The 21,496-nt window shown below is 32.0% G+C and carries 25 protein-coding genes and 2 tRNA genes; 22 read left to right on the top strand and 5 right to left on the bottom strand.

Annotation, left to right across the window (positions count from 1 at the left end; genetic code table 11):
* Positions 1-41 precede the first annotated feature (41 nt).
* The 7 genes from AC1RP4_RS03590 (at position 42) to AC1RP4_RS03560 (ending at position 3,674) form a co-directional block, all read left to right on the top strand.
* Entirely contained in the window at positions 42-812 is a 771-nt protein-coding gene (locus AC1RP4_RS03590; RefSeq protein ID WP_481761157.1) for an ATP-binding cassette domain-containing protein, read from the top strand.
* A gap of 137 nt (positions 813-949) precedes the next feature.
* Positions 950-1,630 carry a hypothetical protein gene (locus AC1RP4_RS03585; RefSeq protein WP_481761158.1) on the top strand — a complete coding sequence of 227 codons (681 nt, stop codon included), beginning with the start codon at positions 950-952 and terminating at the stop codon, positions 1,628-1,630.
* A 151-nt stretch (positions 1,631-1,781) separates the two neighbouring features.
* Entirely contained in the window at positions 1,782-2,291 is a 510-nt protein-coding gene (locus AC1RP4_RS03580; protein ID WP_481761159.1) for a hypothetical protein, read from the top strand.
* Positions 2,264-2,632 carry a hypothetical protein gene (locus AC1RP4_RS03575; RefSeq protein ID WP_481761160.1) on the top strand — a complete coding sequence of 123 codons (369 nt, stop codon included), beginning with the start codon at positions 2,264-2,266 and terminating at the stop codon, positions 2,630-2,632. The genes AC1RP4_RS03580 and AC1RP4_RS03575 overlap by 28 nt, the downstream gene beginning before the upstream one ends.
* Positions 2,633-2,742: 110 nt before the next feature.
* Positions 2,743-2,901, top strand: a complete 159-nt coding sequence (locus AC1RP4_RS03570; protein ID WP_481761161.1) for a hypothetical protein — start codon at positions 2,743-2,745, stop codon at positions 2,899-2,901.
* A complete protein-coding gene (locus AC1RP4_RS03565; protein ID WP_481761162.1) occupies positions 2,901-3,095 on the top strand; it encodes a hypothetical protein in 195 nt (64 codons plus the stop codon). The genes AC1RP4_RS03570 and AC1RP4_RS03565 overlap by 1 nt, the downstream gene beginning before the upstream one ends.
* A 330-nt stretch (positions 3,096-3,425) precedes the next feature.
* Positions 3,426-3,674: a hypothetical protein gene (locus AC1RP4_RS03560; RefSeq protein WP_481761163.1), complete on the top strand. Its 249-nt coding sequence runs from the start codon at positions 3,426-3,428 to the stop codon at positions 3,672-3,674.
* 822 nt (positions 3,675-4,496) lie between these two features.
* Here AC1RP4_RS03560 and AC1RP4_RS03555 read toward each other — a convergent pair.
* The 4 genes from AC1RP4_RS03555 to AC1RP4_RS03540 form a co-directional block, all read right to left on the bottom strand.
* Positions 4,497-4,580, bottom strand: a tRNA-Leu gene (locus AC1RP4_RS03555).
* 8 nt (positions 4,581-4,588) lie between these two features.
* Complete coding sequence (locus tag AC1RP4_RS03550; RefSeq protein WP_409022736.1) at positions 4,589-4,867, bottom strand: hypothetical protein; 279 nt, start codon at positions 4,865-4,867, stop codon at positions 4,589-4,591.
* A 103-nt stretch (positions 4,868-4,970) separates the two neighbouring features.
* Positions 4,971-5,219: a hypothetical protein gene (locus AC1RP4_RS03545; protein WP_057973335.1), complete on the bottom strand. Its 249-nt coding sequence runs from the start codon at positions 5,217-5,219 to the stop codon at positions 4,971-4,973.
* A gap of 114 nt (positions 5,220-5,333) precedes the next feature.
* Positions 5,334-5,858, bottom strand: coding sequence for a GNAT family N-acetyltransferase (locus tag AC1RP4_RS03540; protein ID WP_481761164.1), 525 nt, complete (start codon positions 5,856-5,858; stop codon positions 5,334-5,336).
* A 104-nt stretch (positions 5,859-5,962) separates the two neighbouring features.
* Between AC1RP4_RS03540 and AC1RP4_RS03535 the strand changes: the two genes are divergently transcribed.
* The 7 genes from AC1RP4_RS03535 to AC1RP4_RS03505 all read left to right on the top strand — a co-directional run bounded on the left by AC1RP4_RS03535 (position 5,963) and on the right by AC1RP4_RS03505 (position 12,887).
* Positions 5,963-6,409, top strand: coding sequence for a universal stress protein (locus tag AC1RP4_RS03535; protein WP_481761165.1), 447 nt, complete (start codon positions 5,963-5,965; stop codon positions 6,407-6,409).
* Positions 6,410-6,523: 114 nt separating this feature from the next.
* Positions 6,524-6,847 carry a hypothetical protein gene (locus tag AC1RP4_RS03530; RefSeq protein ID WP_481761166.1) on the top strand — a complete coding sequence of 108 codons (324 nt, stop codon included), beginning with the start codon at positions 6,524-6,526 and terminating at the stop codon, positions 6,845-6,847.
* A 322-nt stretch (positions 6,848-7,169) separates the two neighbouring features.
* On the top strand, positions 7,170-7,529 hold the full coding sequence (locus tag AC1RP4_RS03525; protein WP_481761167.1) for a hypothetical protein: 360 nt from the start codon (positions 7,170-7,172) through the stop codon (positions 7,527-7,529).
* A 164-nt stretch (positions 7,530-7,693) separates the two neighbouring features.
* Complete coding sequence (locus AC1RP4_RS03520; RefSeq protein WP_481761168.1) at positions 7,694-10,657, top strand: YhgE/Pip family protein; 2,964 nt, start codon at positions 7,694-7,696, stop codon at positions 10,655-10,657.
* Positions 10,658-10,740: 83 nt separating this feature from the next.
* Positions 10,741-11,181 carry a MarR family transcriptional regulator gene (locus AC1RP4_RS03515; protein ID WP_409022730.1) on the top strand — a complete coding sequence of 147 codons (441 nt, stop codon included), beginning with the start codon at positions 10,741-10,743 and terminating at the stop codon, positions 11,179-11,181.
* Between the two features lie 141 nt (positions 11,182-11,322).
* Positions 11,323-12,510 carry an acetate/propionate family kinase gene (locus AC1RP4_RS03510; RefSeq protein ID WP_481761169.1) on the top strand — a complete coding sequence of 396 codons (1,188 nt, stop codon included), beginning with the start codon at positions 11,323-11,325 and terminating at the stop codon, positions 12,508-12,510.
* 182 nt (positions 12,511-12,692) lie between these two features.
* On the top strand, positions 12,693-12,887 hold the full coding sequence (locus AC1RP4_RS03505; protein WP_057973343.1) for a hypothetical protein: 195 nt from the start codon (positions 12,693-12,695) through the stop codon (positions 12,885-12,887).
* Positions 12,888-12,941: 54 nt separating this feature from the next.
* Here the strand turns inward: AC1RP4_RS03505 and AC1RP4_RS03500 are convergent, their stop codons facing one another.
* Positions 12,942-13,562, bottom strand: coding sequence for a DedA family protein (locus AC1RP4_RS03500; protein ID WP_481761170.1), 621 nt, complete (start codon positions 13,560-13,562; stop codon positions 12,942-12,944).
* Positions 13,563-13,718: 156 nt separating this feature from the next.
* Here AC1RP4_RS03500 and AC1RP4_RS03495 point away from each other — a divergent pair, with 156 nt between their 5' ends.
* The 8 genes from AC1RP4_RS03495 to AC1RP4_RS03460 all read left to right on the top strand — a co-directional run bounded on the left by AC1RP4_RS03495 (position 13,719) and on the right by AC1RP4_RS03460 (position 21,379).
* Positions 13,719-14,552 carry a LicD family protein gene (locus AC1RP4_RS03495; RefSeq protein ID WP_481761171.1) on the top strand — a complete coding sequence of 278 codons (834 nt, stop codon included), beginning with the start codon at positions 13,719-13,721 and terminating at the stop codon, positions 14,550-14,552.
* A gap of 53 nt (positions 14,553-14,605) precedes the next feature.
* The gene (locus tag AC1RP4_RS03490) at positions 14,606-14,797 is read left to right on the top strand and encodes a hypothetical protein (protein ID WP_481761172.1); all 192 of its coding nucleotides are present in this window, start codon (positions 14,606-14,608) and stop codon (positions 14,795-14,797) included.
* Positions 14,798-14,813: 16 nt separating this feature from the next.
* Positions 14,814-15,683: an SPFH domain-containing protein gene (locus tag AC1RP4_RS03485; protein ID WP_481761173.1), complete on the top strand. Its 870-nt coding sequence runs from the start codon at positions 14,814-14,816 to the stop codon at positions 15,681-15,683.
* 56 nt (positions 15,684-15,739) lie between these two features.
* On the top strand, positions 15,740-16,192 hold the full coding sequence (locus tag AC1RP4_RS03480; protein WP_409022804.1) for a YaiI/YqxD family protein: 453 nt from the start codon (positions 15,740-15,742) through the stop codon (positions 16,190-16,192).
* Between the two features lie 24 nt (positions 16,193-16,216).
* Positions 16,217-17,581 (top strand): MATE family efflux transporter, encoded by a 1,365-nt coding sequence (locus AC1RP4_RS03475; protein WP_481761174.1) that lies wholly within the window; start codon positions 16,217-16,219, stop codon positions 17,579-17,581.
* Positions 17,582-17,628: 47 nt separating this feature from the next.
* Positions 17,629-17,699, top strand: a tRNA-Gly gene (locus AC1RP4_RS03470).
* 255 nt (positions 17,700-17,954) lie between these two features.
* Positions 17,955-19,610: an ABC transporter ATP-binding protein gene (locus AC1RP4_RS03465; protein ID WP_481761400.1), complete on the top strand. Its 1,656-nt coding sequence runs from the start codon at positions 17,955-17,957 to the stop codon at positions 19,608-19,610.
* Positions 19,610-21,379 carry an ABC transporter ATP-binding protein gene (locus AC1RP4_RS03460; RefSeq protein WP_481761175.1) on the top strand — a complete coding sequence of 590 codons (1,770 nt, stop codon included), beginning with the start codon at positions 19,610-19,612 and terminating at the stop codon, positions 21,377-21,379. The genes AC1RP4_RS03465 and AC1RP4_RS03460 overlap by 1 nt, the downstream gene beginning before the upstream one ends.
* The last annotated feature ends 117 nt before the right edge of the window (positions 21,380-21,496 follow it).

Raw genomic sequence — 21,496 nt, 5'->3', positions numbered from 1 at the left:
GTGGATAGAATGAAAAATAGTCACTTTTATGAGGTGGTCAAATGAAGTTAGTAGTAGATAATGTATCAAGAGGAAGTATTCTAAAAGACGTTTCTTTTTATCTCAATCAAGGAGATAAAATTGCTCTCGTTGGTTTAAATGGATCAGGAAAAACAACCATTCTGAATATTATGATGGAGTTATTAATGCCATCAACGGGGAAAATAATTAAAACTAATGTTAAATTAGCGACTGTTTTTCAAAACAATGTTCTTGATGATGATTTGACCGTTATTCAAAACTTACGTTTCAGAATTAAAAATAAAGAAAAAATAAAAAGTATTCAGGAAAAAATGAAAAACTTGAACATCAATGAGTCCTTAAAGTATTCTAGCTTATCTGGTGGGCAGAAACGTATTGTTAATTATTTAAGAGCGATTGCTGTAGAGCCGAATTGCTTACTATTAGATGAAATGTCAGCTGGAATTGATGTTGATATACGTCAATTAATTTGGAATGATCTTGATGAGTATTTAAAAGAGAATAATTGTGGTGTGTTATTTACTACTCATCTATTAAGCGAATTAGAAAATGCCAATAAAATTATTTTCGTATCAAATGGAACTGTTAAATATTTTGGAGAAATGGTTACATTTATGAATAAAATTTCAAAAGTTAAATTAATTTTGAATAAAACTGAAGATGATAGGTATTTTAATACGTCTGCAGAAGCAGTGAGATTTATTGAAGATAATCATTTGATAAATGAAAACTTTGAAATAAGAAAGGCAACCTATACTGACTTATTTAAAAATATGGAGGAAGGAATTTAAGGATGAATAAACAGTTTATTCAAAGAAACATTCTAATTTTCATAAAAGATAAAGTTGGTATCTTTTTTTCATTTTTAGGTATGGTTATAAGTCTTGTAATTTATATATTTTTTCTTCGCTCTAATTTAGTCGATTCTTTGGCTGGAATTAATCATAGTGAACAGTTTATTGATACATGGATGATTTCTGGGTTGATTTCTATTGTCTCAATGACTAGTACACTAATCGCATTTGGTCAAAAACTGGAAGATAAAAAGAATAAGAGATTAGATGATTTTATTGTTAACAGTCAAATAAAAAGTAGTACAATTAATCAATTGTATACTTTGACGTCAGTCATGGAAGGTATTGTGTCGACATTTATTTTCTCATTAATATGTTATGCGTATCTATCTCTAACTTATCATTATAATGCTTATAATGTAACATTTTTTGTAGTATTTCTATTTAATGTTTTACTAATTGTATTTTCAAGTTTACTGTTTTCATTGGTGACAGATTTTTTAAATACTACGTCTAGTTTTTCATCATTGTCAGCAATTGTTGGTACTATGTCCGGTTTTCTTTCAGGAACTTATATTGTTTATGGGGATCTTCCAGCTTTTATGCAGCATACTTTAAAATTGTGGCCTGGTTATCAAATCGCAGCTATTGCACGCTATGAAAGTATTAAAAATATCAGGATAGGAAATAACTCTATTTTGTTCTCGTCACTAGGAATTAGTTCTGATTTTTTGCAAGCTATACTTATAACGATTATATTTGGAATACTACTAATAATTATTTCAATATTTACAAATGTTTATCATAAAGATTGATTTTAATTTGAAAAAAAGAACCTTATGTTACCTATATGTTAATATCAGTTCTGCTAATTTCAAAGAGTTGATTATAAAGAAAATTAATAAATAGAGGATGAAAACAAATCAAAAAGAGATACTCGAGGGTGGCGATTAAAATATTCGTTCAATGCAACGAAATTTAAATAAAAATTATACAGCTTATTTTGGTATTCTACCTAGCGATGGTATTTATGGAACGAGAAACATATGTTTACACGCTAAAAGAAACAAAATAAATAATTTCTATGTTTCAAATATGTCAACGGGATGGAGTGGAAACTTAGGGTTCCCAATGCCTGAGGGTTGGGACTTTGATCAATTTACTGAATATACGCATGGTGGAGTTGATATTGATCAAGTCTCTTCATCAGGTAAGGATTTAGGCTGTAAGAATTTTGATGTATCGGAGGATATATCTGTAAATAAGGTGACACATCGATTTATTAAATCAGTGCAAATGTTAAATTCTTTTAAAGATATAACATTTGAAATGGGAAAAACATATGGTCCTACGGTTCTTCCAGGGATAGATGCATGGCTTACAGTTAAAGATAGTTGGAGTGTAGAGACAGGAAATTCATCTTCTCCATTTACCATTCACAATGGTAAATGGAGAGTTCTTTTCAAAATGATATAGCTGATATAATGAAGATTAAATATGGTGTTATTAATTATTTAGATACCATGGGAATAGTTAATCGTATTGCGGGTAATCTCCAAAACGGGATGTTAATAATGGGAGTTGCAACAAGGGCAGAAGAACCTTGGCAAATTGGTATGAAGATAACGTATAATGAATCATATACAGAGGGTGATGAAAGTAATAAAATATCAGATACGATTGAAATTTATTATAAGCAACCAGTGGTTAGTCCCATATATCCCGAAGTTTCGTATAATTATGTTTATGATATAGTTAGTGGATTGGAAATTGTCGGAGCATGGATTGTTATTGGTCAGCGGTTATCATGGCTGTAGCGTTTGTTGCTTCTATACCAGAATTATTAGTAGCAGCTCCAGCAGTTGCTGCTTTTGGACTTTTGGTTGATACATTGCCACAAGAATAAAGAATATAGGAGATAATATAGATGGCAATTCCAGCAATGCTAACGGTGTTATTATTTGTGTTTATGATGAATTTATATCTTACTCTTTCTATAGTAAGGATAAAAAAGTCAATAAATAATGGTAATAAAAAGATTGAGAAAGAAAAAGATAGATTAAAAGAATTTAGAGGAGATAAATAATGAGCGAGCCTAATTTATTTATTATTTTATTTGTATTATTTTTAATCTTTATCGTACAATTTGTATATTTTTTAAATATTAAAAATAAATTGCTTGAATTATCGTATGAAATAACTAAAATTAGGGAAGAATTACTAAACATAACAATTGTTAAAGTTTTGAATTTAGAAAAAAAATTAAAAGATAAAGAATAAATGTATGATAAAAAACAAGGTATTCAGATATATTTCTGATCCCCTTGTTTTTTATCTAAAGTAGGTAGACAACAAACTGAATAGTTTAGTGTCTATACTGAGTATGTAGTATAATTACTACGATAAGTTAGTCTTAAAACTTAGACATTAAACAACTACATAAATAAAGCGTAGATATGAATGTGTATCAACGTTATTTAATATATTTTTGAAGGAAAGATAGAAACTGGAATGAGAAAAGCATTAGTTAAACATTTACATTTTAATGATACAGTTGCTTATTGGACAGCACATACGATTGTTTTTATTTACCTGTAAGGAGATGAACTAATGCAAATACAACCTATTTTTTGGGCAATTATCGCGATATTAATAACAGTTTTCTTTCCTTCACGCCAATGGTTAGAACGACATCATTTAGATTATTTTATTCTTGTTACGTACGTAATAATATTAATAGTAATGGTTGTAGCCATACCTTATAGAAAAAGTACTGGCTTGAATGAGATTTATATTGTGAGTGCTTTTATCATCTATGAACTAGGCTATTTATTTATATATAAAAGATTAAAAAAATAAATTAACGTGAGAAAAAATTGTAGAAGAACATTTCTACAATTTTTTATTTGATTAGATAATTTAAAAAGCAAACTCTTTAATAATTAAGGAGTTTGCTTTTTTGTTAAACAGAGTGTATTAAATCAGGTATTGATCTACCATATTTTATTAGCTTGGTATAAATATCAGGGTCTGTATGAGGTAGGTCTTTCCTGTCTGTATATATATAATTACCGAACGGGTCTGTATAGACGATACAATATACACAGTGCCTAGACATGCCCATATCAGGTAACGGATAGCTCATCGTTATTGGTTCACTTGCTAAGGCGAGAATCCTAGGGGTACCAAAATCATTGTGGTTTTTAAAAAACTGCTTAAAATCAGGTAACACGACAGAACTTTCATTCATAGTAGGAATGATGATAACATCATGAATAACATAATTTGAATAGTTTGTAATGGTTACCTGAGGTATCCCTGTTTCAGTAGAGTAAGAACTAGCAGATGCCGTAATACGCGATGATATTTGAATAATATTTTTTTGCCTTTCATATTGTTCTTGACGCTTACTTATTTTATTGCTGTTGTGAGAAAGAAATAGCACTAAATATTGCGGCGGAGGCAGCAAAAATGGCTGGTAAAGTCGCAACGAAAGATTGTAAATAAGTCATAGTATTTTTTCTCCTTTTTAAATAGTATATGAAACATATTCATTTTATTAATTAAAAAATCCAACTCGTAAATAAATACGAATTGGATCAATATATACGGTAAATTAGATGTTAACCACACAAAAACCACATAAAAGTTGGTTAAACGATGGTATATCAATGATAACAATGCGCCTGACAGGAATCGAACCTGCACTTGGAAACCCAAACAGCGATCTGAACGCTGCGCGTCTGCCAGTTCCGCCACAAGCGCAAAATAAATTACTTTGAAAACTCAATAACAGTACCGTAGCCATGTAAAACTAAGAATCTTGGGGCAATCGTTACACGAACAGTTTGTGGTTCGAAATGAACGTTAATAATCCCGTCGCCACCTTTATTAATTGCGCGTTCTGCTAGTTCTGCTTGGACACGATCATATAAGGTATCAAAATCATCTACACGATCAATTTCATCGGCTTCTAGTACAATCTTGGCTGTCGCATTAACGATGCCTTTAATAGCATAAGAACGGTTAACATCTCCGGTTGTTAAGAACATATAAATCACTCCTTGAGTAATAGTTTAAGATAAAAATGCTAGATTGACAAGGATTAAAAAAACTAGCCTCAAGAGTTAGTCTCAACTAGGCTAGTTTTGTAGGTTACATGAAGATACGGTAGTTACGTTTATTAATTGAAATTAATTCTTTAGCCTTACTCTTTGAACTGAATTTAAGTAAATTTTTGATTAAACGTTCTAATTTTTCGTCATCTTTAGAAACTTTTTCAAAAATATCATTGTCAATCTTTATTGTTAGATCTTCCTTTTTGCTTGGAACCTTAAATGTTTTAGAAGTTTCATCGCTTGTGATGAAGTTTTTCTCAAGATCTGCTAATAAATTTTTGCTCATATGTTTTCTTCCTCCAGTTTCTTACTATATTAATCATAACACCTAGATGACTAAAATCATAGGAAATGAAAAAAGATAAAAATGTTATTAAGAGAATTAGATAATAATTTTGCTTTATAAATCTAATTTTGAAAGTATTGCAGGGATGTCGACTCCATCAGGGCTTTTTAAGATTAGCGATTGTTTATCAGTGAAATTAAATTTTTCCAATAATTTTTGATTTACTTCTTCTTGTTCGTATTTCAGCGTTTGTACATTGGTAAACTGTTCAGATTTAAAAGATTTAAGCAGGGCTTTTAATAAATGTGTCGCGATACCTTGTTGTTCTTCGTTTTTCGAAACTAATAATAGACCAATCCAAACGGATTGAACTTCAGGATAATCTGTTAAAAAATCAATCATAGCTACTAATTTATCTGCTTTGAAGAAGCCCAGTGTCCATTTTTGATCACTTTTAACTGACAACGGGATCGAAGTTAAATCAGATTTTATTTCTTCAATGGCTAAATCTTGTTTACCTTGGAGTTTTAGGTAAGTAGATTGACTTTTTTCTAATTCTAACATTTGAGTTAGATCTTTTTCGGTTAACTCTCGAACCACGTAGGGGGCACTAAAAATAGAAATCCTTTTTAATAACATACTGAAAACCTTCTTTATTTCAAATTTTGTAGGTAAAACGCTAACATCTAATACAATTTTAATGATATACTGTAACTACAAATAAAAGATATGGGGTGGCAAATATGGAACAAGAATATAAAAATATTTTAGTCCCAGTTGATGGATCAGATTCAGCTGAAAAAGCATTAAAGCGTGCAGTAGAAAGTGCTAAAGCAAACCATGCACATTTAGATATTTTAAACGTAATTGATACGCGTCAATTTTCTGTAAGTTTTTCAGGAATGATGGATGGGGGCGGTTCAATCGTCTATCAGACTTTTGAAGATACAGAAGCATATATGAATGAATTAAAAGAAGATATTGTAAAAAATGGGTTTACAGATGTTGATATTCATATTCGTTTTGGTAGTCCTAAAACAGTAATTGCCAAAGATTTTATTGAAGATCATCATTCAGATTTAATTATCATGGGTCAATCTGGCTTGAAGGCAGTGGAAAGAATGTTAATGGGTGCAGTTACAAATTACGTTACTCGTTTAGCACCTTGTGATGTCTTAGTTGTTAAATAATAAAGAGGGTTGCGTAATTTAGCAACTCTTTTATTATTTATAGGACTAACTCAGTATAAAGTAAAAATGAATTAAAAAATAGTCATATTAGATTAAAAGAGAGAAGGGGTACTGGTGGAAATAGGTTTATATTTAGTTATGGCAATTTTGATTATTTATAATGTTAAGTTGTCTCTACAATTAACTAAAGTGCGTCAAGCTAATGTTAGAACTGTGGACTCACTAGGTCCTGAAGAGACTAAAATATTAGCAGACTACGCAATTGAGAAACGAAAATGGCAAGTCCTTGGCAATGGAATGTTCTTTTTAGCTCTCGTTTGCGCTTTTATTGGAACAACAATAGAAACGAGTTATTTTGTAACACTTTATGTTGTAACAATGATTGCTGTGAATCGTTCAAGAATAAGAGTCAATAAGCTGTTATTATTAGATAATTAATGTTGCATTAAAAGTCTATATCTTAAATTAAAGAATTCACAAAAGTTAGGTATAAGTAACCTAATTTTTGAGGAACTTAATATTTGGGAAAGGCTTATTTTTTTTAAATGAATAAATGTTGTGACATGTTAGCTGATCTTAGAGAGAATTTCGTATGTGTAGTGGTGCCATCCAGATGACTAACTTTATAAAAAGTAGTTTAGCATGGTAAAACAGATTTTTTAAATTAATGGTTAATAAATAGTAAAGATTCTTACTGAGCATCAATGTTTTTAAGTAACTATGATATTCTAAAATTAAGCGAAATTCCTGGAGGGTTATTGTGAAACGATTTAAATATTATTCAATTTCCTTGTTAAAGGGATTAGCGTCTTTAATTATTCTTTTAGCAATTGGAAATTTGATAGGTCCATCTAATTGGCGGTTATTAATTAATTATTATTTAATTTTGAATTTTTTAACTTTTTATCCATATAATCTCGAGTTAAATGGATTAAATAAAAAATTAGTGCAAAAAGTTAAAATTGACGAGGTAGAGGAACCACACTCTAGACAAGAAATGAATACACGTAAAGTATCAACTGAAAATTTAACGCGCTTATTAATTTATGTCATGCAATTTGCAGGGTTAATCCTAATTGCTCCTGGTCAATTCATGTATTACTATTTAATCAAAAATTGAATTTTAATGATATCTCCACTGTTGATTAGATGACAGTGGGGATATTTTTTTAGAAAATTATTTGACAAAAGAATCAAAAACACATATAGTCATAATATCGTTAATGAGGTTAACGGAACGAATAATCGTTAATGCCATTAACTAAAAAGAGAGGGTGGATAATTTTGTTCAAAGAATTTATGTCAAAGAATAAGAGGTCAGTTGCGTATATCGCAATTGCATGTTTAATTCCAAGTTTAATTGCATATGGAACCTATAAGTTAGTTTCAAGTAAGCAACAAATGGACACAGGAAATTTAAAAGTAGCTATTATAAATAACGATGAAGAAGCATCATTTAATGGAAAATCAATTGACGTTGGTAAGGAAGTTACTAAAATTCTTAAAACCAATAAACAAGCCAAATGGGAGTTTGTTAGCGCAGAAACTGCGAAAAAACATTTAGATTCAGGCGATTATACAATGTCAGTTACATTGCCAAGTAATTTTTCAAAAAACGCAACAACTGCACTTGATGAAACGCCAAAAGTGAGTTTGTTAAAAACAAAACAATCAGATACAAATAACTATGTTTCGCAATTGATTACAAAACAGGTTGCAGAACAATTGAAATCACAAGTTTTAACTAATATCCAAAAAGCGTATGATTCTGCATTACTTGGTTCCGTTAAACAATTAGGTTCAGGTGTTAAAGAAGCCTCAACTGGTGTAAAAACGTTAAATAAAGGAACCGTTAAATTAAAAAATGGTAGTAAAGAAGTTACTAGAAATTTAAATACATTGGCAACAAGTATGGTGACCTTTGATAAAGGTAATCAGACATTAAAAACAGGATTAAATACTTATACAACTGGGGTTGATACTTTAGCTGATGGTGTAAATACCTATACAACTGGTGTAGGTACACTGGTGAATGGTAATAATCAATTAGCCTCAGGAATTAATACACTTGTTGCTAGTGCACCAACCTTATCAAATGGTGTGACTCAATATGTTGATGGGAATAAAACATTAGATGCGGGACTTTCTACGTTGCAAACTGGCGGATCTACATTAGCAGCTGGTGTAGGCACGTTAGCAACTGGTGCAACTACATTAAATTCGAACTCGAATGATTTAAATAATGGTGCGAAAACATTAGCTGCAAGTATGTCAGGTAGCCAATCGTTACCGATGGCGGTAGCAGGTTTAACAGCATATTCAACTGGTATTAAAACTGGTGTAACTCAAATTCAAACAAGATTAAAATCTCGTAGCGAAATTATTAATCATATTCCTGAAATAATTCAACAAATTAAAGATACAAAGCAAGGATCAAAAGAATTAAAAGCTGAACTTGAAGAAATTTCAGGATCAATTGAAACATTACAAGCATTACCTGGATTAGTAACAAAATTGATGGCGGCAGGGGATAAATTAACAACTGTTCAAACTCAAATGAATGCAATTAATTCAGATACAACACAAAAGATGTTTAGTTTGACATTAGCTAAAGGTCAGGCATCGACTTCTAACAAGAAGGTTCGTACGATGATTAATGACTCAACAACAATGAGCCAAAAAGAAAAAGACACTGTTTTACAACAAATCACAAAAACAGATACAGCAATAACAACTGTTGGTACAAATATAACTGGGGTAAGTAAAAATTTAACAGATACAAAAGCGATGTTAGAGGCAGTGATGAGTGATGTAGGTGGCTTAATGGCTGAATTTAAATCAACAATGGGTGATGTAGATCTTAAAGCCATGTTGGAAAAATTTGCTAAAATTTCGACACAAGCAACTGCATTATTGAGTAATACTGATACCTTGACGAGCGATTCAATGATTGGTCTTTTAGGTGATACAAAAGACTTGAGTGATCAAATTGATTCATTAGTGATAGCATCAAATGCTAATGCACAAGTTGCTGGTAAATTAAATGCTAGTGTTAATGGTGCTGGTGTTGATGTTACAAGTGAAAAAACAATTAATGCAACAATTAAGAATTCAATCATGACAGGTAGTATTAACAAATTGTCAGCTGGTATCTTAGGATATACAGCAGGAACAGGACAAGTAACTGATGGTATTAATCAATTAAATAGTAATGTACCAACTTTAATAACAGGTGTTACTGCTTTAAGAGCAGGATCGCAAAAACTTGTTACAGCAGGTGGACAACTTGAGGCAGGAACACAAACGTTAGTTTCAGGTGGTACACAATTGAAAGCAGGATCTGATAAGCTTGTTAGTGGTGGTACACAATTGACAACTGCTAGTACACAATTGACAGATGGAAGTTCGAAATTAAAAGCGGCAAGTACACAATTAACAGATGGTGATACACAATTGGCAGCTGCTAGTCCTCAATTAGTTGATGGCTCACAAAAATTAGCTGATGGGTCTAAACAAGTAACATCAGGATTGGATACAGCTAATGATGGTGTAACATTATTAAATACTAAATTAGCAGCAGGAGCATCACAGGTTGGTAATATCAATTCATCTCCAAAAAATGTGGCTCAATTCGTTGAACCTGTTAAAACAGAAACTGAAAGTGACAATCTCGCTAAAACTTTGAAAAATACATTTGCCCCATTAGTGATTGTTTTATCATTATTTGTCGGTGCAATTGTAACTCAATTAATTTTATTCAGATACCGTAAGAAGAATGAATTATCACAAAACTGGTTACAGAACCTTTTCCTAATGTTATTTATTTCTGTTATTCAAACAGCAGGAGTTCTCTTATTAACATTATTCTTTAGTGTAACAATTGAACATCCAATTAGTTTCGTAATCTTTACGTTCTTATCGGGAATAATCTTTACTCTTTTATGTGTGGTAATTGACGAACTCCTTGGAACAATGGGTATTCTCTTATCTTTAGCATTACTACTCGTACAATTAGTGATTACAGGACAAGTTATTCCAAATACGATGTTATCAAATGCTTATCAAGTATTTGCAGAGTTCTTACCTGTTACACATGTATTAAATGGCTTCACATATGCAATTAATAGCCAAGGTTCTGGTATGATTGGTTCAGTGCTTGCATTACTTGTTACAGCCGTAGTACTGGGTGTGGTTTGGACGTTTGTAAATCGTAAACAATTAACGGTATCAACTGAAAAAGAAAAATAGAGATACAGTTGATTAGATATAGTAATTAACCGCGTTTTATGCTAAATTTAACTGTAGGTAGAACATGCAGAGGAGAATTAGCAATGACAACAACTAAGTTAATGGATGACTATATTAGTATGTATTTAGGAACTTTTAAGAATGTGGAAGGATTCATTTCACAACCTACTAGTGAGTTTAATTTATCTTTTGAACAATTCTTGATTTTAAAAGATATCCATAGCACTGAAGATATAAGCATGGTTGATATCGCTAAAAAAAGAAATGTTTCAAGGAGTGCAATTGCACGCCAATTAAACGTACTAAAACAATTAAGATACATCTATCAAGAACAAGACACAGTTGATAGAAGAAGAATAAACCTACGCTTGTCTGATCAGGGTGCAAAAGTAGAACGAGTTGTGACTGAGTCAATTAAGAAACGGTTTGATACTTGGGTAAATGTTTTAGGTGAAGATAAGGCAGTTCTACTGCTTAGTTTAATGAAAGAATTCGGGCAAAAAATAATGGTAGACAGAAAATAAAATTCTGTGTACCATTTTTTGCTTGAAAGTGTTGTATGCGTTTTCTATAAGTAGTATATTAGTTTAATATACTACTTAAAAAAATAATTGTTTTTTAAGGATTAAATTAATACCAAATGAAATCATTATTGGAGGAAGAATATGACAAAAATTATTGCAATTAACGCAGGTAGTTCAAGTTTAAAATTCCAATTATTTAGCATGCCAGAGGAAACTGTTATTGCTAAAGGATTGATTGAAAGAATTGGACTTAAAGACTCAATTTTAACGATTAAATATGGTAACGGAAAAAAATATGAAGATGTATTAGATATCGACAATCATTCAGTAGGTGTACAGTTATTACTTAAATTATTGCTTCAATTGGATATTATTGCTGATTTTAATGAAATTTCCGGTGTTGGACATCGCGTTGTTGCTGGTGGTGAATATTTCAAAAAATCAACATTAGTAAATGCCGATACAATTGCAAAAATTAATGAATTATCTGAATTAGCACCATTACATAATCCAGCTAATCTTTTAGGTATCCAGGCATTTGAAGAAATCTTACCAGATGCAGTAAGTGTCGCTGTATTTGATACAGCCTTCCATCAGACGATGCCAGAAGAAAGTTACATGTACAGTGTACCTTATGAATGGTATGAAAAATATGCCGCAAGACGTTATGGTGCTCATGGGACAAGCGTTCGTTATGTCGTCTCAGAAGCCGAAAAACTAATTGATAAAGACCCTAAAGAGTTAAAATTAATTACATTACATTTAGGTGCAGGAGCATCAATTACAGCTACAGTTGGTGGTAAATCAATTGATACATCAATGGGCTTTACACCACTTGCTGGAATTACCATGGCAACACGTTCAGGTGATGTAGATGTATCGTTAGTTGCTTACATGATGAGACAATTAAAAATTACTGATATAGATGAAATGATTAATATTTTGAATCGTGAATCTGGGCTAGTTGGTATTTCAGGGATTTCTCCTGATATGCGTGATGTTAAAGCTCAATTAGGAAAAAATCCTCGTGCTGATTTAGCTGTTAAAATCTATGTTCAAAATATTATTAAATATATTGGTCAATACATTGCAGAAATGCAAGGGGTTGATGGTATTATTTTCACTGCTGGTCTTGGTGAGAATGATCGGATTGTACGTCGTCGCGTTATTGAACATTTAGCATATTTAGGTGTTGGCTTTGATGCTGAAAATAACGAAAAAATGGGTGAACAGGTTATGCTTAGCACGCCAGAGTCTGCCGTTAAGATTTTTGCGATACCTACTGATGAAGAATTAGTTATTGCACGCGATGTTCAATCATTAATGTAAAAATAACCATTTAAAATAGTAGCTTAAAATAAGAGGGATATCACATTGTGATGTCTTTTTTATTTTGTAACATAACGGTAATATTTAAAGGGTTAACAAGTTATTAAAAAAGTGTTAAATTAGACATTATAAATTATTATTACTGACAACAAGTTGTTGTCATCATTCGGAGGCGTAACTTAATGAGTAGGTGTAAACTTGATATTATGAGTGAGTATCAAGCAGCGATGCAAAAACTTGCTGATCTTAGAAGTAACATTGGAAACAGACAACAATCATCAATTCGAGATAGCTTTTTCCAAGAGGAAAAATCGCTTGAAAGAGAATGTTCTGAACTGAATATTCTATTAGAAGCTATCGATGTTGCGGAAGATTAATCCTACTTTTTGAGAAATAAAAGTAGTAAAAAACGATTAAATTCATAATTGAATTTAATCGTTTTTTTTGTTCCTATTTAAATTAATTAGTTTGTAGATTCCGAAGAACGAAACGATTAATAAGATGATACCAACTACTGTAGCAAAAATATCAACTGTTGCTGCAACTTCCGCCCAAGCATTCCCAGCAAATGCCCCAAGATAAATGAGGACAGTATTCCAAATTAATGTTCCAAAAAAGGTTAATGGAATAAAAAAACGTAATTTACATTTCGTAATTCCAGCGGGAATAGAAATTAAACTTCGAACAATGGGAACAAAACGGCCTATGAAAATAGCACGATTTTCATATTTTACAAAAAATTCAGTCGCTTTTTCAATATGGATAGGTTTTAGACCAAGCCAAGAACCATACTTACTGGCGAAAAATTGATTTAAACGTTCTGTACTTAAAAAGCGACCGATCGAATATAAGATTAAAGCCCCGATAGTCGCCCCAATAGTGGCAGAAATAATTAAACCAATTGGTGTAAGAGAACTTGAGAGCGTCATAAAACCTGCAAATGTTAAAATGATTTCAGAAGGAATTGGTGGGAAAATGTTTTCAATGGTGATCAGTAACGCAACACCTAGATAGCCATGTTGGCCGATTAAGTCAATTATGGTTTCTTGCATTTAGGCACCCCTTTTATTTAATAATTAAAGCATATCATGAGCCAAAGAAATAAAGTAATGAAAAAGGATTAGCTTAATAAAAATTAAATAATTTTCGTATTCAGAGTTAAATTTGGTACAATTGAAGAAAGAATAAGACGATTTAAGGTGGTAAAAATGAAAATTGAAGAATTACACAAGGTAGAATTAGATTTAATCCGGGAAGTCGTTGAAATTTGTCAAAAAAATAATATAAAGTATTTTATGATTGGTGGCAGTTTATTAGGTGCGGTCAGACATCAAGGGTTTATTCCATGGGATGATGATGTCGATATTGGAATGGTAAGGGATGACTACGATCGATTCTTACAAATCGCTCCCCAAGAGATTAGCCAGCCTTATTATTTTCTACAAACTGATCAAAGTGATCCAAACTATGCATTTGGATATGCAAAACTACTTGATGAATCTATTCATGTTGAAGAGAAAAGAAATATTAATGACGCTAGAAAAGGTGTTTTTGTAGATATTTTTCCTTTTGATAAAGTCCCAACAGGTGATGTCGAACGATCTATTCAACAATCAAAATATCGATATCTTAACGCGAAAATTCTTTTATTGAGCAATTATCGTTTAATGGATACTGAAATTAACGCAAAGATTAGAAAATTACAACCTGATCAAAGTCGTAAAACCAAAGAGTATAAAGAAAAAAGAGACGAACTAGTAAGAACCTATAATCAAGATGACACCATTTCAGAATATAAAAATTTAGCTTCACAATACTCATATGAAAAAGAATTACTATCAGAAAAGGAATTAGCAGCCGTGATTCAAGTTCCTTTTGAGAACCTTACGGTAACTATTTTAAGGGCATATGATGCAATTTTAAGCCGTTTATATGGTGATTATTTACAATTACCGCCTGAAAGTAAACAGATTGAAAAGCATATTGAAAAAGTGACTATTTTAGATCGAAATGATTTTACTTTTGATAATGAAATTGATTGATTTTATGACGTAAATGAGATACGTTTAAAGATGACAAATGGAGGTGCTTTCATATGGATAGAAAATCAATTATTGACGAGCGGTTGCTTAACCGGGAATTTACAATTGACAGTAAAAATATTCATGGCACGGTCGAGTTTTTTGGTATCTACTATCATTATTTTAGTGATGAAACATTAGTAAGTGGAGATGTTGTTCGAATCATTAAAACACATGTTGAAGGGTTAGACGTTAAAAAAATATAAAGGTGGTTAAATTATTATGTTGGGACTTTTAGTCGTTATTATTATTGTTATATTATTGGTCATGATTTTACCAGCAACTATCCGAATTATTAGACAACCGCATCAAGGTGTTGTTATAACTTTAGGAAAATATGAAACAACATTAGCTCCAGGCTTACATTTTATTAAACCATTTATTTCTTCAGTAATTCGTGTTAGTACGGCACAACAACCTTTAGATCTTGATAAACAAGTTGTGATTACAAAAGATAATGCTGAAATTGAAGTTAAAATTTCATTGAAGTATCACGTTACTGACATCCAAGATTTTGTGTTTAAAAATGAAGACTCTGTTCGTAGTATGATTCAAGATACACGTGCCTCTTTGCGTGGCATCATTGGTAATAAAATGTTAGATGAAGTTTTGAATGGAACGCAAGAAATTAATCGCGGTTTGTTTGGCGAAATTTCTAATGTGACAGCTGGTTATGGATTAAATGTTGATCGAATTAATATTGATACAGTAAAACCTTCAGTTGAAATTCAAGATTCAATGAATAAGTTATTGAAAGCCGCTAGAAATCGTGATGCTACTGTTGCTGAAGCAGAAGGTTACAGTAAATCAGTTGCACTAAAAAATAAAGCTGATAATGATGCATGGGTTAATTCAGCCCAAGCAAAGGCTGAAGCAGTTAAAAAGACGGCCGATGCTGAAGCATACCGAATAGATGCAGTTAATTTATCATTAAATAAAGTTGGTAATGGTTATTTTGTTAGCCAAAATATTGAGGCTTTTAAAGAATTGGCCAAGAGTGACGCAAATACAGTTGTTATGCCAAGTAATGCGATAGATAGCTTAGGTCAAATTCCAGCAATTAATGCATTATTAAAACCAGAAGCTAAATAAAACTTTCAAGAGGTTATTCCTTGGAAGTTTTTTTACTAGGAATGAGAGTGGTTAATTTGAAAATTATTATTGATGGGGATGCGTCTCCTGTGAAAAATGAAGTTATAGCTGAAGCCGAACTACGGAATATCAGTGTGTTGCTAATTACAAGTACGCCACATTTCTCAACTAAAAAGTATCCTGAAAATGTTTCGGTTAGCTATGTTGATCAAGGTCCAGATGCGGCAGATTATAGAATTGTAAAGTTAGCTGAAAAATCAGATGTTGTGATTACACAAGATTACGGACTAGCTTCTCTTTTATTACCAAAAGGTGTGATTGTGATGCATCATAAAGGATTTGAATATACAGATACCAATATCGATAGTATGTTGGATTCAAGATATTTAAGTGCAATGGCAAGGAAATCAGGTCAACGTACGAAGGGTCCAAGCGCCTTTTCAAACCAGGATAGGGCTAACTTTAAAAAAGCATTTATTTTATTATTGAATGAAAAAGGAATTAAATAAATATAAAGAAAAGAAGGGTCTTATTTGCGATCGTTAACATCGGGTAATCCAGCAAAATTAATTTTTATGTTTACTATACCATTATTGGTTGGTAATTTATTTCAACAATTATATAGTATTTCTGATACGTTGATTGTTGGACAAACTTTAGGCGTGGATGCACTAGCTGCAGTTGGTTCGACCGGGAGTATTCAATTTTTGATTATTGGATTTGCACAAGGGTTAACTGCAGGTTTATCTATTATTACGGCACAACGATTTGGGGCAAAAGATTATCGTGGTGTTAGAAAAAGCTTTGCAGTGGGACTTTTGATTAGTCTAATTGCAACGGTAATTTTAACAGCGGTTAGTTTGTTTTTTGTAAAAGATATTTTAACACTTATGAAGACACCACCAGAAATATTTGATGATGCACAAACTTTTATTAGTATCATTTTTGGTGGAATATTTGCTTCAATGGCATTTAATATTTTATCTAATATTATTAGGGCGCTAGGGGATAGTCGCACGCCATTATACTTTTTAATTTTTGCCAGCATTATTAATGTTGGTTTAGAATTATTATTTATTTTGGTATTTCATTGGGGAGTTGCTGGCGCTGGTATTGCAACTATTATTGCGCAATCATGTTCCGTTGTATTCTGTTTAATTTACATTTATCGAAAAATTCCCGTCTTACATATTGGTCGACACCATTTTAGAGAAATCACGATGAAAGATGTTAACCAACACCTTTATGTGGCTCTACCAATGGCCTTTCAAGCTTCAATAATTGCGATTGGTGCAATTATGCTACAGTCAGCTTTAAACGGTTTAGGAACGACAGCAGTTGCCAGTACCACGGCAGCGTCTAAGATTGATCAATTATCAACACAACCAATGATGTCATTTGGAATTGGGATGGCAACTTTTACTGCCCAAAATTATGGCGCAAAAAAATATGGTCGTGTTTTAGATGGTGTAAAAAAGTGTCTATTAATGTCTGGAACATTCAGTATCGTTGCAAGTCTTTTAGTTATTTTATTTGGACAACAATTAGTTACACTGTTTGTTGGAAATAATGCACCAAAAGTTGTTGCATTATCGCAGGTTTATTTTAATATTAATGGGTCATTTTACTTACTTTTGTCAGTACTGTTTGTCATTAGATACACGTTACAGGGACTGGGACAAAGCATCGTACCAACAGTTGCTGGAGTTGTAGAATTACTGATGAGATCATTTGCAGCTATCTTTTTAGCTGGTGCTTTTGGGTATGCAGGAGCTTGTTTTGCAAATCCATTAGCCTGGGGTGGGTCATGTATTGTACTGATTTATTCATATATGAAGGCTGTACAAAATTTGAGACGTTTAGATTTTGAACAAAAGGCTGAAAATAAACATGCTTAATTAGTTATGACAAAAGTACGGAAATATGCTATACTAATCAACGTTCTGCGGGCGTAGTTTAGTGGTAAAATTCCAGCTTCCCAAGCTGATGTCGCGAGTTCGATTCTCGTCGCCCGCTTAAAAATGAATAAGATAATTATATTGAAACCAAGATATTTAATCTTGGTTTTTTTTTGTAAATTTTAACTGACTAAATAGAATATAATTAGTCAAAATGATTGCAATTAAGCGTTATTTTTGCTAAGTTTAGTAACTGATATTAGTTTTTTTGTATAAAAAAACATGGAACTGGACAGAATTGAGGGGGAAAAAAGTGGATATTTTATTAAAACATGCTAAAAAGTATCGGGTAGATATTTTTTGGGCAGTCGTCATGGTGGTTATCATGGCAATTTCAACATTGTGGCAACCTAAATTGTTACAAAAAGTAATTGATGCTATTTTAAAGGACCAGGGTGATAAAATCACGACACTTGGTTTGTACTTGATTGGAGTTGCTGTTATTGGATTGTTGGCAGGTGTTGTGAATACAATTCTATCAGCAAAAGTAGCACAATCAATGAGTGCAGATATTCGTGAAACTGCTTTTAGAAAGATTCAAACATTTTCTTTCAGTAATATTGAACGATTCCAAGCAGGGAATATTGTGGTTCGTTTAACCAATGATATTACCCAAATTCAAACGTTAATTATGACAATTTTACAGACATTAATTCGAGTGCCCATTTTATTTATCGGTGCATTCATTTTAGCTATGAATACAATTGCGGATTTATGGTGGATTATTGTTATTTTAATTGTCTGCGTGTTAGGTATTTCAATGTTAACTTTCGGTCGCATGGGACGCCATTTTGGGTTAATGCAAGGCTTAATTGATCGAGTAAATGAGTTAGCCAAAGAAAACTTGATGGGTGTGCGTGTTGTTAAGTCATTTAATCAAGAAAAAAATGAAGAAAAACGTTTCGATAAGGTTTCAGATGATTTAAATGCACAAAATATCTATGTTGGAACTCTATTTGCTGTTTTAATTCCAGCATTTACATTAATTGGAAATATGGCTGTCGTTGCCGCAATTTATTTTGTAGGTGATTTAGCTAAAGCAGATCCAAGTACAGTTACAGCTATTACTTCGTTTGTTAATTATTTAATGCAAATCATGTTTGCCATTATTATTGGTGGAATGATGATGACGTTTAGTGCTCGTGCAATGGTTTCAATTAAACGACTACGCGAAATTTTAGATGAAGAACCAGATATTTATTACCAAGATGTTCCAGAGGAAGATTTATCGGGATCTGTTAGTTTTGAAGATGTCTCATTCTCATATGAAGGCGATGATAAACCAACACTTAAACATGTTAGTTTTGATGTTAAACCTGGAGAAATGATAGGAATTGTTGGTGCAACTGGTTCAGGTAAATCAACTTTAGCCCAAATGATTCCACGATTATTTGATCCCCAAGAAGGAATGATCAAAGTTGGTGGTGAGAATTTAAAGGATGTTAATGAAAAATCGCTTCGTAAAACAGTAGCATTTGTTTTACAAAAGGCTATCCTATTTTCTGGCACAATCGCAGACAACTTACGTCAAGGTAAAGAAGATGCCAACGAGAAAGATATGGATATGGCCAGTCAAATCGCTCAGGCATCAGAATTTATTAATCGATTACCAGAACGTTATGATGCAGAGGTTGAAGAACGTTCAGCTAACTTCTCAGGTGGTCAAAAACAACGTTTATCAATTACGCGTGGTGTTATTGGTAAACCTAAAATCTTAATTTTAGATGATTCAACATCAGCACTTGATGCTCAATCAGAAAAATTAGTCCAAAAAGCATTAAATAATGAATTGAAAGAGACAACAACATTTGTTATTGCCGAAAAAATCTCATCTGTGATTAATGCGGATCGTATTTTTGTTATGGATGACGGTAAATTAGTTGGCGAGGGGACACATAAAGATCTCGTTGAAAATAGTCAAATTTATCAAGAAATTTATAACACTCAAAAAGGAAAGGAGACTGTCTAATGAAAGATATGAATAGATCGATGGCATTCTTCTTCCACTACTTGAAAAGCTATAAATTAGGTTTTACAGTTATGACTGTTGCAATTATTGCATCGACATACTTCCAGGTAAAAGCACCTGTGTATATGGGAAAAGCAATTACGGCATTGGCAGACTACGTAATTGGTTTAACAAAAGGAGTGAGTGATAAAGGAAATTTTGTTAGCTCATTGTGGATGTTATTCTTATTTTATATTTTTTCAATTGTAGCAATGTTTTTCTCAAATATTATTGTCACGTTCATTACAGGAAACTCGACAAATAGAATGCGAAAAGGGCTATTTGGAAAATTACAAAAAATGACAATTCGATTCTTTGATTCACATAAAGATGGGGATATTTTAAGTCGTTTTACAAGTGATTTGGATAATATTTCGAACGCAATGAATCAAGCCTTAGGACAAATTATGAGTAATATTGCTCTAATGATTGGGATTATCATTATGATGTTTCAACAGAATGTTCAGCTTGCCTGGGTTACGATTGCTTCAACGCCTATCGCGTTACTTCTTGCGGTCATTTTAATTTCTAAAACACGTAAGTATGTTGATATACAACAAAAAGAAGTTGGAAAATTAAATGGCTATATTAATGAAAAAATTAGTGGTCAAAAAATTGTAATTACTAACGGGCTTCAAAAAGAAGCTATTGATGGTTTCTTGCCATATAACGAAAATGTTCGTAAAGCAACGTTTAAAGGACAAGTCTATTCAGGGATGCTTTTCCCAGTTATGAATGGCCTCTCGTTGGTTAATACAGCCATTGTTATCTTCTTTGGTAGCTGGTTAGCACTGAACGGTGATATGGGCCGTACAACGGCTTTAGGACTAGTTGTCGTGTTTGTTCAATACTCACAACAATTTTACCAACCAATATCACAAATTTCTTCATTGTATAGTATGTTCCAACTTGCTATTACAGGTGCTAGTCGACTGAATGAAATGTTTGATGAACCAGATGAGGTCAACTCAACTGATAAGCAAAAATTAACGGGTCTAACAAATGGTGTTAAGTTAAGAAATGTTAATTTTGGTTATAATGCTAATAAAGAAATTTTACATGATGTATCAATTAATGTTGATAAAGGTGAAATGGTAGCTTTAGTCGGACCAACTGGTTCAGGTAAAACAACAATTATGAATTTATTGAATCGATTCTATGATGTTACAGGTGGTTCAGTTGAATTTGATGGCGTAAATGTTAAGGATCTTGAACTTCAAAGTCTTCGTGATCATGTTGGGATAGTTCTTCAAGAAAGTGTATTATTCTCAGGAACAATTCGTGATAATATTGTCTTTGGTAAACCTGAAGCATCAGATGAAGATATGATTTCTGCCGCTAAGCAAGCTAATATTCATGATTTTATTATGAGTCAAGAAAATGGCTATGACACGACAGTATCGGATGAAAACTCTGTGTTTTCAACTGGCCAAAAACAATTAATTAGTATCGCAAGAACAATTTTAACTAATCCTACGTTATTAATTTTGGATGAAGCGACTTCTAATGTTGATACAGTGACAGAAGCTAAAATTCAAAAAGCAATGGATACAGTTATTCAAGGGCGTACTAGTTTTGTAATCGCACATCGCTTGAAAACAATATTAGATGCTGATAAAATTGTTGTTCTGAAGGACGGTAAGGTTATTGAACAAGGTAACCATCAAGAATTATTGGATCAAAAAGGATTCTATTCTGAACTTTATAATAATCAATTTGTATTTGAATAAAACAGTGAAAAAATCTTTCAAGAATACTTTATATAAAGTATTCTTGAAAGATTTTTTATTTTAAATTAAGATATAAAGTAACAAAAAAAACAAAAAATAAATATATTTAATTGTAAT

The organism is Dellaglioa sp. CoH-56-MRSF-10, assembly GCF_056782175.1.
The sequence above is the reverse complement of the archived record's forward strand: the minus strand, read 5'-3'. Positions and strand labels throughout refer to the sequence as shown.

Bases quoted from the DNA above. Each gene is read 5' to 3' on its own strand.
- AC1RP4_RS03565 (WP_481761162.1), top strand. From the start codon at position 2,901: ATGAGCGAGCCTAATTTATTTATTATTTTATTTGTATTATTTTTAATC.
- AC1RP4_RS03505 (WP_057973343.1), top strand. From the start codon at position 12,693: ATGAGTAGGTGTAAACTTGATATTATGAGTGAGTATCAAGCAGCGATG.
- AC1RP4_RS03590 (WP_481761157.1), top strand. From the start codon at position 42: ATGAAGTTAGTAGTAGATAATGTATCAAGAGGAAGTATTCTAAAAGAC.
- AC1RP4_RS03545 (WP_057973335.1), bottom strand. From the start codon at position 5,219: ATGAGCAAAAATTTATTAGCAGATCTTGAGAAAAACTTCATCACAAGC.
- AC1RP4_RS03540 (WP_481761164.1), bottom strand. From the start codon at position 5,858: ATGTTATTAAAAAGGATTTCTATTTTTAGTGCCCCCTACGTGGTTCGA.
- AC1RP4_RS03580 (WP_481761159.1), top strand. From the start codon at position 1,782: ATGCAACGAAATTTAAATAAAAATTATACAGCTTATTTTGGTATTCTA.
- AC1RP4_RS03515 (WP_409022730.1), top strand. From the start codon at position 10,741: ATGACAACAACTAAGTTAATGGATGACTATATTAGTATGTATTTAGGA.
- AC1RP4_RS03485 (WP_481761173.1), top strand. From the start codon at position 14,814: ATGTTGGGACTTTTAGTCGTTATTATTATTGTTATATTATTGGTCATG.
- AC1RP4_RS03500 (WP_481761170.1), bottom strand. From the start codon at position 13,562: ATGCAAGAAACCATAATTGACTTAATCGGCCAACATGGCTATCTAGGT.
- AC1RP4_RS03465 (WP_481761400.1), top strand. From the start codon at position 17,955: ATGGTGGTTATCATGGCAATTTCAACATTGTGGCAACCTAAATTGTTA.
- AC1RP4_RS03550 (WP_409022736.1), bottom strand. From the start codon at position 4,867: ATGTTCTTAACAACCGGAGATGTTAACCGTTCTTATGCTATTAAAGGC.
- AC1RP4_RS03510 (WP_481761169.1), top strand. From the start codon at position 11,323: ATGACAAAAATTATTGCAATTAACGCAGGTAGTTCAAGTTTAAAATTC.
- AC1RP4_RS03535 (WP_481761165.1), top strand. From the start codon at position 5,963: ATGGAACAAGAATATAAAAATATTTTAGTCCCAGTTGATGGATCAGAT.
- AC1RP4_RS03460 (WP_481761175.1), top strand. From the start codon at position 19,610: ATGAAAGATATGAATAGATCGATGGCATTCTTCTTCCACTACTTGAAA.
- AC1RP4_RS03575 (WP_481761160.1), top strand. From the start codon at position 2,264: ATGGAGAGTTCTTTTCAAAATGATATAGCTGATATAATGAAGATTAAA.
- AC1RP4_RS03570 (WP_481761161.1), top strand. From the start codon at position 2,743: ATGGCAATTCCAGCAATGCTAACGGTGTTATTATTTGTGTTTATGATG.
- AC1RP4_RS03495 (WP_481761171.1), top strand. From the start codon at position 13,719: ATGAAAATTGAAGAATTACACAAGGTAGAATTAGATTTAATCCGGGAA.
- AC1RP4_RS03490 (WP_481761172.1), top strand. From the start codon at position 14,606: ATGGATAGAAAATCAATTATTGACGAGCGGTTGCTTAACCGGGAATTT.
- AC1RP4_RS03560 (WP_481761163.1), top strand. From the start codon at position 3,426: ATGCAAATACAACCTATTTTTTGGGCAATTATCGCGATATTAATAACA.